Genomic DNA, 14,229 nt, shown 5'->3' with positions numbered 1-14,229 from the left:
TGAGTCACGGACGGCGTCGGATTCCTGCGTCATCATGGCCTCGGCTGACGGCAATCAGAGAGCTGCGACACCGGGTCGCCAGCGATGACTAATAGGGTTTCAGTGAGCAGATCTCATCTACGTCCTTGCGAGTGAGCGCTGTTGCTGGTTGTCGGCGAGGGGCGCGTGCAGCAGGGCGGTGGCCCGTCCGAAGCTGGTGCGGATCTTGTGCAGCACGCGCCGGCTCTTGAGGTGGGCGAAGGGCCGCTCTGCGGGGGCTCGCAGGCGCGCAAGGCCGGTGTTGGCCAGCTTCTCCCAGCCGTTGTGGCTCTTGCCCTTGGGGCGCTTCATCGGGGTGTGGAAGATGCCGTTGGCGCCTTGGTGCCGGAGTCGACGGTGATCTCCGCGTCCTGTGTCATCGGCGCGTGCGGCGGTCAGGTCGTGCATGGAGCAGGCCCGGGCCTCGCCGAGGGAGACCAGCCTCTCCCGGTGGTGGTCAGCGCCTGCACGTGCATGCCGAGTTGGCGGTGTTTGGCCTCGGTGGCCAGGCTGCTGCAGCGCCAGGCGGACATCAAGGTGCTGTCCAGCAGCAGGCGCCGCTCTTCCCCGTTGGCGCGAGGGGTCGGCCAGGCTGGGGCCGGCGCGGCGAGGGCATCGATGCCCTCGTTGACGAAGCGGCAGGTGGTCTAGGTGCCGACCCCGAAGTGGCATCCGGGCTGTTCAAAAGGTGTCGCGCCCTTGGCGAGGAAGATCGGCAACACGAGCGCCTGACTCCACGGCGCCACCGCCGGATACCGCCCGCGTCACCCCTTCGGGCGACGGTCAGGTTCTCTCGTCAGGAACCAGTCGGAGAGGACATCGAAAATGGAGCTTTAGGTGACCGGCGAAACTCCTGGTGTTGCACGGTTGTTGACTCTCCATGCGACATCGAGGGGCTTCGTTGCATTATGGGTCCCGCCCGCGCCCGAACCGAGCACGATGAGATTCGCTCAGCCATGCGCTGGGAATTCATCTGGCTAGCGACACGGTTTATTGGCCATTTACGCCGTCGGGGAATGGGTGTGAATTTTTCGAGCCTTGAGTAAGTGGCAGACTCTACGCAATTATTAGCAAAACCCTCAAGGGTATTGTGGCGCATATCGGTACAGCAAGTCACGTCCCAATGTCTGTACTCCAGATTGCCTGAGGATATCTTTACGTGATCGTCCCTCTGGTGCGCCGAGGGAGGGGTGATCAATTCAGCAGCTATGCGGTCATGGACGAGCTCTATGATGAAGACGTATACCCCGTGAAGGGCTTGCAACTGCCAACCTAACCGGTATAACAAGGATCCCTCCGAGGCCTACCGAGGTCTTCCTAAACAATGCGGTCTCTCAATTAGAGAATACATGCCAGGATCAACTGGTCAACCCTACGCATCGGATTCGGCCTAAGGCGCTCATGCAGCGCTCGTGGATGCGTGGAAGCCGTCCGGCAGGTCAATGGCGGTGACTGGGTCGTTGCACTCCAGAAGCGGGACCAGCACGCGCGGCCCGTAGTGCTCCAGGAAGGGGTGGCGGTAGGTCTGCCAGGCGGGGGTGACGTGGGGGATGGCATGAGCCGGGCCAGCACGGTCGCGGTGGCTTGGCTTCCCAGGCGATCGTGTGGGGCAGCTGCACCTCGGTATCCAGGCGTAGGTCCACTGCCAGTGGGTGCGGGACGTCCCCGCGCTCGCCCATCTGTTCTGCCGGCGCCCTGCGGTGTCTCTTCCCGCGGAGGCCGGGAGGCGATGGTGCTCGGGCATCAGGTCATGGGCGAGCAGTTCGTCGAACATGGCGCAGACGGTGCGTGCGTCGAGGTCCGGGGAGACCCGGCAAGGTGGCGGGCCAGGCCCCGGGAAGGGACAGGGGTGCCGGCCATCTCCAGGGTGGTGATGCTGCCGGTCAGCCAAGTCTGTCGGCCCGGGCCACGGCGGTGGCCCCTGCAGACCGTTGTCCGCGGCCGGAAGCAGGTATCGCCGCCTCGGCAAACAGACCGAACGGGGCGGCAGGGTGCTCCGCGCGCAGCAAGTATCCGACGAAGGCGAAATGAGTTTGGATGCTGCGGCAGCATCGCCGGGTGCCGTGGCGGTGGCCACGGCGTTGAGTTCGTGCACAAGGGCTGGGCCGGCGTGACGTACGGCGTCGGCGATGACGGCGTCCGTCCACGCAGTTGGTGATCCCTGTGTGAGAGCGGGTGAGACGACGAAGCCTTGCCGGACTGGGCGAATTCCGGGGGTCGTTGCAACACGTGGTTGGTTGATGAGGCTGCGAGCTGTTTATGCAGGCGCTCGGCTGTTGAGTTCGGCGGCGACGGCTTCCAGGTGCTCGCGGGGGTGGACGGCCAGGTTGGTGCCCTTGGGGAAGTACTGCCGCAGCCGGCCGTTGGCGTTCTCGTTCGATCCGCGCTGCCAGGGGCTGGCTGGGTCGCAGAAGTAGACCGGAATGTCCGTGGCGGCGGTGAAGGCATGGTGGGCGGCCACCTCTGAGCCTTGATCCCAGGTCAGGGACTTGGTCAGCTGCCGCGGCAGGGCCTGGACGGTGGTCTGCAAGGCCATGCTGAGGTCTTGGGCGCCACGGCCCTGGGGCAGGTGGAGGAGCATGACGTAACGGGTGGCCCGCTCGACCAGGGTGCCGATGGCGGAGGCGCTGTCCTTGCCGATGATCAGGTCGCCTTCCCAGTGGCCGGGCACTGCCCGGTCGTCCGCTTCGGCGGGCCGCTCGCTGATCACGACCATGGGGTGGGAGAAGCGTGGCTGCAGGGCAGCGGCCTGGCGGTGCGGCTTGCGCCGAGCCCGTCCCGTGCGCAGAGCTCTGGCCGGCTCACGGCGCAGTTCCCCGCGGCCTTGTACGTAGAGGGCCTGTTAGATCGTCTCGTGGACCACGTGCATCTCCGGCCGGTCGGGGAACCGTCTGCGAAGAGCGTGACAGATCTGTTCCGGGCTCCACCGCATGGCCAAGTGGGCCTGGATGAAGTCCCGCAGTTCGGTGACCTGGCCGATCTTGCTGGGTTTGGGCTGGGTCCGGCGGGCATCGGCCCGGCGCTGGGCGGCGTGGGGACGGTAGGCCCATCGGGTGCGGTCACCGCGCAAAGGCATGCCGTTGCGGCGTATTTCACGACTGATCGTGGACGGGCTGCGGCCCAGCTCGGCGGCGATCGCACGGACGGACGCCTTCTCCCGCAGCCGGTCGGCCATGTGAAGCCGCTCGCATTCCCGCAGGTACCTCGTCGGCGAAGGCTCGGACTCCTGCTCCGCAAGAGCCCGAGCCCGCCGCCGCCTCGGGTCGGTCCGGCCGTTTCGCCATTCGCGACCGGTCCGTTCATGGACGCCGACGTGTCGGCTTGCCTCTCGTTGGTCAGCCCGATCTGCACGAGCCGGAAGTATTCCTCCCGCTCGGCTTGGAGTTCCTGCCGGCGCTGCACGCTTTTTTTCTCCAGGTCCTTGGTCAGGGTTCCGTCGGGGTCGGCGGCGTCAGCATCGAACTGCAAATCAGTCAGGATGTGTTGCCAGGTTCCGTCAGCCGACCAGCGGCGGTGCCGTTCGTAAACGGTCTGCCAGGGGCCGTAGCGTTCGGGCAGGTCTGGCCAGGGCACGCCGGTGCGGGCCCGGAACAGCACCCCGTTGATCACTTTGCGGTGATCGGCCCGCTGCCCGCCGGGCTTGCCGTCGGCGGGCAGTAAAGCCTCGATCTTCTGCCACTGCGCGTCCGTGAGCTCATGTCGCCGCACCATAAGACCCAACTGCCCAGCCGGAGCACTGATCCACCACCCCAGCAAGAGCCATCAGAAACGGCCTAGGCGTTGCCTGCGGCACGGGAAGTTCCCGCGACGAAGCTGGTCGTAGCCCTTCGCCCCCCCCCCGAGAACTCCGGCGCCCTGGAAGCGTCCTCCACGCTCCCCGTTCAGCCCCACAAGGGTGCCATATGGCCGGTGACGAGGCCGAGCTGCCGGGCCAGCCGCCCGGCACCGCAGCCGGGTCGTTTCAAGAACCCTCAATGCCCGACCGATTGGTCATCGGCTACGACTGCCACTCGGCATCGGTCATGACCGCGTCGACAAGGCACCATGAGCGGTGGCTCCGGGGCGGTGTTGGCGACCCTGTGGCGTGTCTCGGATGGGTGAATTCGGGAACCTGGCCGCTCCCGGATTCCGGTAGGGCCGTTGGGCTGGGCGGATAGCCGGATGATCGCTCTTCGGGCGTCCTTTGCTCATTCCTGTACACGTGCTTGAGGAGACGTCCCCTTGGCTGCCGCTGATCTTCCTGGTCCTGATTCGCTGCTGCGCCGCACGCTGGGGGAGTGGCGGATCGGGTTGGTGGCTTGGCGGCTGCTGGTTCTGCAGACCGCGGATCCGGCGGTCGCGGCCGGCATGGCCCACTTCTCCACCTACCGCGCGCATCCGTGGCGGCGTGTCGAGCACACCATGGACAGCGGGAAGCGGCTGTTCTTCTCCGACCGTGAAGGGCTACGCCGTGAGGTGGCCCGTCTGGAACGCACGCACCGTCGTCTGGCCGGGACCGACGAGCAGGGCAGGCCGTTCACCGCGTTGGACCCGGCGGTGCGGGTGTGGGTACTGGTCACCTTGTACGAGTGCATGACGGCGATGCGGGAACTGTCCGGACGCCCGCTGACACCGCCTGAGCTGGATCAGATGTACGGAGAATTCCGTGCGGTGTGTGCCGAGTTCGGTCTCTCCGACGACCTGCTCCCGGCCACGGCCGCGGACGTTCCCGCGTATATGGACCGCACCATTCGCGAGCGCCTCGAATACAGCGAACCCGTGCGCTACCTGCTCTTCGACATGCTCCGTGAAGCGCCCGCACCGCGCCGCCTCGGCCGCCTGAAGCCGGCCTGGCCGCTTGTGCGCACGGTGACTGCCTACGTGATCGGTGCGCTGACCATCGCGGACCTGCCGGAAGCCTTCCGCGAGCGCTTCAACTTGCCCCGCACCCGCCGCGCGGCCCTGCTGTCCTTCCTCCTGCACCGTGGGATGCGCGTGCTGATGAACGCGCTGCCCGAGCACCGCCGCTACCGCACGCCGCCGACCGGCAACTCCTCGGCCCCGCAGCCTTCCACCGCCTCCACCGACCGTCCTTCCCCGCCGGAGGCGAGCCCCGTCCGGATTCCCGCACCTCGCCGCCGCAAGGGTGCCGATTCCCGCCCGGCGCGTATGCGGACCTTCTTCCGCCAGGTTCTCGACCAGACCGGCGACGGCCGCATCAACTCGACCGATCTGCAGGCCATGGCGCACAACGTGTGCTGGCCGCTCGAGCTCACCCCTGAGCGCGAAGCCCGTGTCTACGCCGCCTTCGAGACCTGGTGGCAGCACCTGCGGACCGGCATGGATGCTGACGACGACGGACAGCTGACCTGCGAGGAGTTCGTCACCGCCATGCTCACCGGGATCGACGCCGGGCCGGCCTATCTCGAGCAAGGGCTGCATGTCGCGGTGCGGGCGATCTTCCACGCTGCGGACACCGACGGCAGCGGACATCTGTGTGCCGATGAGTACCGCACGATCTTCGGCGGCTCCCGGGTCCACCCCGCCGAACTCAACCACGGCTTCCGCCAGATCGACCACGATGGAGACGGCCGCATCACCGAAGACGAATTCGTCCAGGCCTTCACCGACTACTTCACCGCCCGCGCCGACAGCACGGCCGGCAGTCAACTCCTCGGGCGCCCGTAGCGGCAGATGCACGCGAAGTGCCGGGGGCAGCGGGCAGCCACTGATGTGGGCGGGCGCGCCTGCTTCGCAGGCCGTCATCGCGCTGCCCCACCACGGCGACACCAGCCCGGTGCAGATGCGCAAGGACCTCCGCGATCCATGAAATGTTCGCCGAGGCCGGTGCGGGCACGGGCCCCGCCGTGGGTAGGGAGCGGGGAAGGGGAAACCGGCTGACACAAGGGCGAGTTGAGGGCCGCGCTCTCGGACGGACTCAAGGGCAGGACTTGGGACAGGAGGCACCGTGATGCACATCCCCGGACCCGAGCACCAGGAGGACGGCGGGCTGAGCGCTGTTGCGGCTGCGGGCGGGCTGCACCGGTACCAGTTGCGCCTGCACGAGGCGTACGGCCCCGTCGTGCGCTTCCAACTGCCGGGCGCGGACACGGCTGTGTCGGTCGCCGATCCCGTGCTTCTGGAGGCCACGGCGCACTTCGACACGCGGCCCGAGGAACTGTTCGCGTTCCTGGATCCGCTGTGTGAGGCCGGGAACCTGCAAGTGCTACCCGCCGACGAGCACACCCCCTGGCGCCGACTACTGCTCTCGGTGCTCGCCGGACGACCGGCTCACGAGCGGCACTTCGCGCGCTTCACCGAGCTGGCGGGCGAGCTCGCGGACCGCTGGGCGGGGCAGGCCGACGGCGAACCCGTCGAACTGCAGCAGGAGTTGACCGCATTGTCGCTCCGCATGATCTGCGGGTTCGCACTCGGTGGCGCGGAAACCGACACGGACCGTGTCGTCGCCGCATTCGAGGAGGTGCTCACCGAGCACCTCGGGCGGCTCTACCAGGTGCCGCGGGCCGACCCGTGCTCGGCAGAGCGGGCCGAGGCGGCCCTTGCTTATCTGCGCGCGACGGTCGACCGCGTGGTGGCGGCGCACCGCCCGGGCGGCCGCACCGACCGCAGCGACCTGATCGGGGCGCTCGTCGAGGCCGGTCAGACCCCGGCGCGGATCCGGGACACCGTGATGATGACGCTGCTCGCCGCTCACCACACCACCGGCGTCGCCGTCTCGTGGACACTGCACTTGTTGGGCCGCCATCTGGACGTAGCCGAGCGCGTCGCCGCCGAACTGGACCAGGTGTTGGGCGAGCGTGCCACGCCCGATTACGGTGATCTGCGGCGGCTCACGTATCTGGACATGGTGCTCAAGGAGTCGATGCGCCTGTTCCCGCCCGGCCCGTACGGCGCACGCGAGACGACCGAGGACCTGGTTCTGGGCCCGTACGAGATCCCGGCCGGGACGACGGTGTTCTATCCGTTCTGGGCGGTGCACCTGAACCCTGAGCACTGGCCCGAGCCGGAGCGGTTCGACCCCGAACGGTTCACGCCGCAGGAGGTGGCCCAGCGGCCGCGGCTCGCGTATATCCCCTTCGGGATCGGGCCACGCAGCTGCGAGGGCGCCGCTTTGGCCACGGTCGAGGCCCAGCTCGTTCTGGCCGTCCTCCTCAAGCGCCTGCGCTTCCGGCCCGCGCCGGGGCACGAGGTGACGCCGGTGGAACGGTTCGTGCTGTGGGCACGGGACGGGATCCGGATGATGGTGCGGCCACGGGGCCTCTAGTGCTCTGACCGAGAAGGTCCGCCGGGGTGGTGGCTCGCCTCGATAGTCTGCACGACGTGATCAACTCATACGCGAGTTCTGACGATGCTGAAGTCGCGATAGCCGGGGCGCGTGCCGGCGCGGATGTGGTCCGCAACATGTACGGCCGGCGGCTCACCCGCATCGACAAGGGTGCCGGGGACTTTGCCACCGCCGCCGATGTGGAGGCCGAGGCGGTGATCCTCGGCGTCATCCGTGCCCTACGGCCCGATGATGCGGTGCTCGGAGAGGAAGGCGGGCAACAGGGTGGCGCCGACGCTGTGCGCCAGTGGCTGGTGGACCCCCTGTGCGGCACGCTGAACTACGCCGTCGGCAACATGCTGGTGGCCGTCAACGTGGCGCTGCGCGATGGGGCGGCAGCGGTGGCCGACCCGTTCAGCGGCGAGGTCTTCTTCACTGATGGGGAGTCCGCCTGGGTGCGGCATGACGGGGCAGACGACGCACTGCTGACTCCCACGCCCGCTTCCCGATTGGTGGACGTCAACCTGGATCCGCCGTTCCCGTGTGCGCCCGGATTCCGGGCTGTGGATCTGCTGGCCCACCCTGAGTTCGTCGAGCGTTTCCGGCCGCGGGTCGTGTCCACGACCCTGGCGCTGGCCTGGGTCGCTGCCGGTAAGCGCGCCGCGTATGTCACCGATGGCGGTGACCTCGCCGGGAGCGTGCACTTCGCTGCCGGCATCGCTTTGTGCCGGGCTGCTGGCTGTGTTGTCACCGGGATCGACGGTGCCCCCATTGGTGAGGCAGGCCGTGGGCTTGTGGTCACCGCCGACGACGAGACTCACGGCCTGTTGATGTCGATGGTGCGCAGCCGAAGCTAGGTGCTGTGACCGCATGGTTTCGCCGAACTGGGTCACGCTGCGGCTTGGAGGGGCCTGCCGCCCCAGCGGATGTCTTTCTCGCTGCGGATCCGGGCACGTTCTCGGCGTTGGGCTGCGAGGACGTCGGGGTGGCGGGCGTTGGCGTTGCGCCAGCGTAGGTAGGAAGGCGTGCAGGGCCCGGGGCACCGTGAGCCGAGGCCAGCTCATCCTGTGAGGGCTGGATTGCGAGTCGGGCGATGCCGAGCATGGCCTGGTGGATGCCGCTTCCCTTGAGTCGGCAATCCCGCAGGACATTTCAGTTTTTTTGCCGCTCTGATGCTGACGGAGTCGATCGCGCATCGCGACCGGTCCAGCTCGCCTCTTGCCCCGGGTTCGTCGAGGACGACACGGTGGAGCCGGGCCCAGACCAGGTCTCGGCTCCACTGGGCGAAACGCCGTTAGGCCGTCTACCGGCACGGACCGAAGACAGGAGGCAGTTGCCTCCAGGTGCAGCCCGCGCAGAGGGGAAGTCCGGTGGCATAGGACAACCTCGGGATCTCTCTCTCCCACGTGCAGGAGAACGGACCGGATCCGCAGGCTCGTTCACAGATCGGGATGCTTCGTCGCCACGTGGTAGTACCCCGAGTGGAACACCAGAGGGGCGCCGCCGTCGGCCTCGTACTCTTCGACCTCGCCGAGGAAGATGACGTGGTCGCCGGCGTCGAGGCGTTGGACGGTGCGGCATTGGAAGCGGGCGACCGCGCCCTCCAGGAGGGGGGTGCCGGCGATGCCGGGGGTGGTGGGGGTACCGCGGAATTTGTCGTCGGCCGGGGTGGCGAACTGGCGGGAGAGGTGGTGCTGGTCGGCGGCCAGTACGTGGACGGCGAAGTGCGAGGCGTCGGTGAAGTCCGGGAGGCTCGGGCTGTTTTTGCCGGGGCACCACAGGACGAGGGGCGGGTCCAACGAGACGGAGGTGAAGGAGTTGGCGGTCATGCCGACGTTGCGGCCGTCGGGGGCGCGGGCCGTCACCACGGTCACGCCGGTGGCGTACTGGCCCAGTGCGCGGCGCAGATCGCGGCCGTCGAAGTGGGCGGCGTGTTGGGCACGCTTCTCGGCGAGGAAGCGGTGTGCCTCGGGCTCCTCGAACCACCAGCGGTAGAGGGTGCGCGGGTCGTCGAACCCGGCGGCGAGGGCGCCGGCGACCGAGGGGATTTCGGCCCCCGCGGTCAGGAGGTCGCGGTGATGGGGACTCAGGTCGGTCAGGAGGGAGTTGGTCCAGCCGACGGCCCACTGAGCCCAGCCGCGCCAGAAGTTGTCGAAGGTGCGTTGCATCCACTGCGGGGTGAACTCGCCGGTGCCGTGGCGGAGGATGCTGTCGAGGTAGTGGGTCGCGGCCTGGGCCGCGTTGTTCGAACCCTGGCCGGTGATCGGATCGTTGAGGACGACGGCGTCGGCCATGCCGAGGACGTGCCGGCCGGAGGCCAGGCGGGCGACGGGGTGCCGGACGGTCGGAGTGAACCTGCCGCGCAACACGCCGCCGCTGTCGGTGAGCCGGGCGTGCCGGCAGCGCTCGTATTCGTCGGGGAAGAACCGGTGGAGGATTTCCAGTGAGCGGGTGAGGTGGCCCTCAGGCGTGCGGATGTCGTCCCAGCAGTCCATCGGACCGCCGGGGACACCTTCGAAGACCATGATGTCGCAGGGTCCGGTAGTGGTGAGGGCCGGGAAGGAGAAGTACTCGCCGACGCCGGGGACCAGACGGTAGTGGACGGCGTCCTCCCCCTCCCGCGGAGCCGTTCCCGTGACATACGTCAGGGCCAGCGCACGGCGCGGCCGGTCGTACGGGGAGAGTTCGGAGTTGCGCGGGAAAAGTTGGCTCAGCTCGCCCTTGCCCGTGGAGACCACGACGAGATCGTGCGTACGGGCGTACCATTCGAGGTCGTTGACGCCCGCCTCGTGCAGCACGATCTCGCCGCGGCCGCCGTCCGCGAACTGCTCGATCCAGGCGGCACACTTGACCCGCTGGTCGACGGAGTGGGCAGGGGCTTCCAGCGGCGCACGCCAGGAGACGTCCGGAGTACCGTGCGGACCGATGAGAGAGAGCGCGATGGCGGAGATGTCCGGGGCCTGGTCCTCCCAGTGGTGCAGCCCGAGTTCGCGCTCACTCTGCAGCGCGGTGTCGAACATGCACTGACTGGACATGACCGGGCCGCGACGTATCTCGTCGGGGCCGCGGTCGGTGACCAAGGTGACGTCATAACCGTGCGCCTGGAGCCCCAGAGCGAGTTGGGCACCCGCCTGCCCGGCTCCGACCACCGCGATCCTTCTCATGCCCTGCTGTCCTGCTCTCGTTACGTATCTATCGCTGACGTAGCGTCAGTTCGCTGGTCCGTCCTTGACGGGGAGCTCAGGCGCCGACCTCCGTCAGGTAGTTCTTCGCGGCAACCGGGTCCATGAACCAGTGGAACAAGTCGCGCGGGTCGTCGAAGCCGTTGACGAAGCGGGCGGCGATACGGGGGTTGGCGCTCGCCGCGCCGAAGAGCTCCAGGACGTGCTGCGGCGGGGCACCGAGCATCGCGTTGGTCCATGTGGTGGCAGACTGCGCGTCGTCCCAGAAGCGGCCGAAGGCCAGCTCCATGAACGCGGCGTCGTACGGGCGCTCGCCGTGGTCCAGGATGGTGGCGAGGTAGGAGGCCGCGCACTTCGCGGCGTTGTTGGACCCCTGGCCGGTGATCGGGTCGTTGAGGACGACGACGTCGGCGAGGCCGAGCACCTGCGCCCCGGAGGGCAGCGTGGCGACGGGCTTGCGGACGGTCGGCGCGAAGCGGCCCGCGAGGGTGCCGTTCGCGTCGGTGAGCGTGACATCGGCGCAGCGCTCGGCCTCCCACGGAACGTACGTCCGCAGCAGTTCCTGGAACTTGGCCAGCTGCTGGTGGGGGGTGAGCCCGTCGAAGCAGTCGAGCGGGCCGCCCGGGATGCCCTCGAAGAACATGATGTCGCAGGGACCGTTGGTGGTGAGGCTGGGCATGGTGAAGTACTCACCGATACCGGGGATGACGTTGAAGCTGACGCCGGGGCGGTCGGGCAGCGGAGCCATGCCGGTGACGTACGCCAGGGCCAGCGCGCGCTGGGGAGCGTCGTACGGGGAACGCATGGCGTCCCGCTCGAACAGCCCGGCGATCTCGCCCTTGCCGGCCGCGACGATCACCAGGTCGGACTCGGCGGCGTAGCGTTCCAGGTCCTCGATGCCGGCCTCGCAGAGCTCCAGACGGCCGCCGCGGCGCGCGAACTCGCCCATCCAGAGTGGCATTTTGACGCGCTGGTCGATGGAGCGGGCGGTGGCCTCGAGGCGGGTGCCGAAGGAGAGCGCCCGGCCGCCCTGGCCGTCGGCGATGCTCACGCCGAGACCGTCGATCGACGGGCAGGCGTCGCCCCAGAAGTCGAGGCCGAGGTTGCGCTCGTGGGCCAGCGCGGTGCCGAACATGGCCTGGCTGGACATCACCCGGCCCTCGCGGATCTGGTCTCCGGTGCGGTTGGACACGACGGTGACGTCAAAACCGCGGTCGACCAGGCCGATGCCGAGCTGGAGACCGGCCTGGCCGGCTCCGACGATGGTGATCTTGCGCATGAGGGGGAACTCCGGGGGTTGGGGTGAGCGGTTTGTGAACAGCACCTTGCAGTGCCGTGCGCTGTGCAGCGCTTCGGCACGTGGCGACGCCAACGAGTGGGGGGCGGCTGTGCGGAATGCGGCTGCCCGCCGGAGGGGGCCGGCGGGCAGCCGCGGGAGGCCGGGGCACCCGTAGGACCGGGGGATGGGACCCGGGTGACCCGGCCGGCTAGCGAGGCCCGGCCGAATCGGCGAGCCGGGGCAGCAGCGGCAAGGGTGCCGCGACATGCGAGGGTACGGCCTTGGCGCCCCACGCCGCGCCGGTCGCGCGTAATCCGCGCAGCGCGCATGCGAGGGGCCGTCCGCTGGGCGTGACTCCGCCTTTGACGAGCGCAGTCCGGCCCGGCACTCCCTGCATTGTTGATTCCCAGGATTCTCTCGGGGCCGCGGCGGTCAGGCATCAATCTTGGTATGGCAAGATCACCTGCGCTATCCGGATCACGCGGGTTGCTGTCCCGATCGCGCATCTCGGCGGTGGAGGTTCCTATGCCCGCTGAAGAGTCCCCCCTCGCAAATCACCAGCGGTTCCATACAACAGACATTTGGGAGGCGCGGGCCGAGGTCGGCCGCGCCTTCTGTCCGCATGACCTGCGCATCATGCGGCGCTCGGCGACACTCGACGCCCGGCTGCACGGCGCGCCCTTCGACCGGACAGGTCTCTATTACCTCGATTACGGAACGGAAGTCCGGATTACGCCGGGCGATCTGGAGAGCTTTTTCCTTGTCCAGATCCCGCTCGCCGGTTACGCCGAAATCACCTGCGGCCGCGAGGAGATCATTTCCTCCCCGGAACTCGCTTCTGTCCCCTCTCCGACCGGAAAGTTGGACATGCGCTGGGGTGACGGCAATCCGCAACTGATCGTGTGGTTCGACCGATCGTCGCTGGAATCGCACCTGGGCAGTCTGCTCGGCCGCGCCGTGCGCCGCCCGATCTTCTTCTCGCTCGGCATGAACCTCACCACCCCGGCCTCCCGGTCCTGGCTCAACATCGTCGACCTCATGCGCCGGGAGGCGGAGGGGCCCGGTGGGATGACAAGCCAGCCCCTCGTGACAAAACAGCTTGAATCGCTCCTCATGACCCAGCTTTTGATGGCCCAGCCCAACAACTACTCGTCGGCGCTGTTCGGCGAGCAGCCGCGCGTCGCCCCGCCCGCGGTTCGCCGCGCCATGGAGGTCATCGAGGGACATGCCGGCGAGCCGCTCACGGTCGCGGAGATCGCGGAATGCGTCGGTGTCGGCGTACGGGCCCTTCAGGACGGCTTCCGCCGGCACCTCGACACGACACCGCTCGCGTACCTGCGCGAGGTCCGACTGGATCGCGTACGCAAGGAACTCCTGGCCCTCGACCCGGGTGCCGCCACCGTCACCGCCGTCGCCTCCCGGTGGGGCTTCCTGCACCCGGGCCGTTTCTCACTCGCGTACCGCCAACGGTTCGGGGAGTCGCCTTCGGAGACGCTGCGGGCATAGGGAGAAAATCGGTCGTCCTGCCCTCCCTCCCTCCCTCCCTCCCTCCGATCGGTGGGTGGAGGGAGGGCAGGACGATGCAGGACGTCGTGTCCGTCCTCAGTCAAAGGTGGCGTCGCAGCAGGCACCATGCAATCCGGGGAGCCGGGCGAACGCCGGCTCCCTTTTGTGCTGGTGCGCAATCGTCGACCTGGTGATCACGGCGTCAAGTCGAGAAATTCCCAGTGCGCTCGGGGTTGTGCGCCGCTGAGCCATTTCCCGCAGTTCTGCAGGACCGTGGGGCTCGACGTGATGTGCTGGGTACCTGTGCCGAGATCACGCAGAAACCGGTCGATCGGTCCGCGCCGGATCGCCGCCGTCCCCGCCCATCGGTGCACCGTCTGACCGACGTCCTGCACGGTCCACGTCGCGTGGTTGAGCGCCAGCCTGAGCAGAGTGTCCTGCTCGGTACTCGGCAACTCGCCTGCATCCAGGGTGTCTTCGATACCTCGCCAGACCTCCATCGCCCACGCCCGTGCCGAACGAAGCTTGGCTTCGGCGGTCGCGTACTCCGCGTGGAACTGCGCGGTGTCGACGGCGGCGTTAGGTGTGCCGGATTTGGCCGCGGCGACCGACTTCAGTTCATCGAGCAGGCGCCGCCCCACACCGAACGCCCAACCGGTGTGTCCGATGGCGGACATGTTGACCAATCCGAGGCGGTAGATCGCGCCGCCGTTGGCCGGGGTCGTCGTCGTGGCGAGATACGTGTGCGTCGCCGGGACGAACACATCGGCGCAGTGGTAATCAATGCTGTGCGTCGCACGCAGCCCGAGCACGTCGGGCCCCCGACAGGGCACCCTCCCGGCACGCACGCTGCTCAGGAACACCACACCAGTGTCATGGCCGCCTTCGTCGGCCTCGCGGATGCCGTCATCACCCACCGTGCGCAGCCTGCTCCGACCTGCCTGGACCACCCACCGCCGGGAAGCCCGCCCCGCCCGCGA

At 68.3% G+C, this 14,229-nt stretch carries 8 protein-coding genes and 7 pseudogenes; 4 read left to right on the top strand and 11 right to left on the bottom strand.

The features are described 5' to 3' along the window. Positions 1-117 precede the first annotated feature (117 nt). The 4 genes and pseudogenes from ABR737_RS05660 to ABR737_RS05645 all read right to left on the bottom strand — a co-directional run. Positions 118-330 carry a hypothetical protein gene (locus ABR737_RS05660; protein ID WP_350249085.1) on the bottom strand — a complete coding sequence of 71 codons (213 nt, stop codon included), beginning with the start codon at positions 328-330 and terminating at the stop codon, positions 118-120. Between the two features lie 1,087 nt (positions 331-1,417). Further along, complete coding sequence (locus tag ABR737_RS05655) at positions 1,418-1,792, bottom strand: hypothetical protein (RefSeq protein WP_350249084.1); 375 nt, start codon at positions 1,790-1,792, stop codon at positions 1,418-1,420. A gap of 483 nt (positions 1,793-2,275) precedes the next feature. Continuing rightward, a pseudogene (locus ABR737_RS05650) lies at positions 2,276-3,447 on the bottom strand (IS30 family transposase). 18 nt (positions 3,448-3,465) lie between these two features. Continuing rightward, a pseudogene (locus ABR737_RS05645) lies at positions 3,466-3,729 on the bottom strand (transposase); the annotation flags it as partial. A gap of 510 nt (positions 3,730-4,239) precedes the next feature. Between ABR737_RS05645 and ABR737_RS05640 the strand changes: the two are divergent. From ABR737_RS05640 to ABR737_RS05630, 3 genes are all read left to right on the top strand, one after another. Then, entirely contained in the window at positions 4,240-5,685 is a 1,446-nt protein-coding gene (locus ABR737_RS05640) for an oxygenase MpaB family protein (RefSeq protein WP_350249083.1), read from the top strand. 283 nt (positions 5,686-5,968) lie between these two features. Further along, a complete protein-coding gene (locus ABR737_RS05635; protein ID WP_350249082.1) occupies positions 5,969-7,282 on the top strand; it encodes a cytochrome P450 in 1,314 nt (437 codons plus the stop codon). Positions 7,283-7,338: 56 nt separating this feature from the next. Next, positions 7,339-8,139 (top strand): inositol monophosphatase family protein, encoded by an 801-nt coding sequence (locus tag ABR737_RS05630; protein WP_350256681.1) that lies wholly within the window; start codon positions 7,339-7,341, stop codon positions 8,137-8,139. Positions 8,140-8,171: 32 nt separating this feature from the next. Here the strand turns inward: ABR737_RS05630 and ABR737_RS05625 are convergent. The 6 genes and pseudogenes from ABR737_RS05625 to ABR737_RS05605 all read right to left on the bottom strand — a co-directional run. Then, a pseudogene (locus tag ABR737_RS05625) lies at positions 8,172-8,303 on the bottom strand (IS630 family transposase); the annotation flags it as partial. 39 nt (positions 8,304-8,342) lie between these two features. Next, positions 8,343-8,431 (bottom strand): annotated as a pseudogene (locus ABR737_RS43895) (IS5/IS1182 family transposase); the annotation flags it as partial. 10 nt (positions 8,432-8,441) lie between these two features. Continuing rightward, positions 8,442-8,636, bottom strand: a pseudogene (locus ABR737_RS05615) (IS5/IS1182 family transposase); the annotation flags it as partial. A gap of 85 nt (positions 8,637-8,721) precedes the next feature. Continuing rightward, positions 8,722-9,162: pseudogene (locus ABR737_RS43890) on the bottom strand (flavin reductase family protein); the annotation flags it as partial. A 69-nt stretch (positions 9,163-9,231) separates the two neighbouring features. Further along, positions 9,232-10,446 (bottom strand): annotated as a pseudogene (locus ABR737_RS05610) (styrene monooxygenase/indole monooxygenase family protein); the annotation flags it as partial. A gap of 76 nt (positions 10,447-10,522) precedes the next feature. Then, entirely contained in the window at positions 10,523-11,743 is a 1,221-nt protein-coding gene (locus tag ABR737_RS05605; RefSeq protein WP_350249080.1) for a styrene monooxygenase/indole monooxygenase family protein, read from the bottom strand. A gap of 525 nt (positions 11,744-12,268) precedes the next feature. Here ABR737_RS05605 and ABR737_RS05600 point away from each other — a divergent pair. Next, positions 12,269-13,249, top strand: coding sequence for an AraC family transcriptional regulator (locus ABR737_RS05600; RefSeq protein ID WP_350249079.1), 981 nt, complete (start codon positions 12,269-12,271; stop codon positions 13,247-13,249). Positions 13,250-13,443: 194 nt separating this feature from the next. Here ABR737_RS05600 and ABR737_RS05595 read toward each other — a convergent pair whose 3' ends face one another. Then, complete coding sequence (locus ABR737_RS05595) at positions 13,444-14,166, bottom strand: acyl-CoA dehydrogenase family protein (RefSeq protein ID WP_350249078.1); 723 nt, start codon at positions 14,164-14,166, stop codon at positions 13,444-13,446. Between the last annotated feature and the right edge of the window lie 63 nt (positions 14,167-14,229).

The organism is Streptomyces sp. Edi2, assembly GCF_040253635.1.
Taxonomy (GTDB): domain Bacteria; phylum Actinomycetota; class Actinomycetes; order Streptomycetales; family Streptomycetaceae; genus Streptomyces.
This window is presented reverse-complemented; position numbering and strand designations above follow the sequence as displayed.

What these genes read in the sequence shown, in the direction of transcription:
- ABR737_RS05600 (WP_350249079.1), top strand. Translation starts at nt 12,269, where the DNA reads ATGCCCGCTGAAGAGTCCCCCCTCGCAAATCACCAGCGGTTCCATACA.
- ABR737_RS05605 (WP_350249080.1), bottom strand. Translation starts at nt 11,743, where the DNA reads ATGCGCAAGATCACCATCGTCGGAGCCGGCCAGGCCGGTCTCCAGCTC.
- ABR737_RS05655 (WP_350249084.1), bottom strand. Translation starts at nt 1,792, where the DNA reads ATGTTCGACGAACTGCTCGCCCATGACCTGATGCCCGAGCACCATCGC.
- ABR737_RS05660 (WP_350249085.1), bottom strand. Translation starts at nt 330, where the DNA reads ATGAAGCGCCCCAAGGGCAAGAGCCACAACGGCTGGGAGAAGCTGGCC.
- ABR737_RS05635 (WP_350249082.1), top strand. Translation starts at nt 5,969, where the DNA reads ATGCACATCCCCGGACCCGAGCACCAGGAGGACGGCGGGCTGAGCGCT.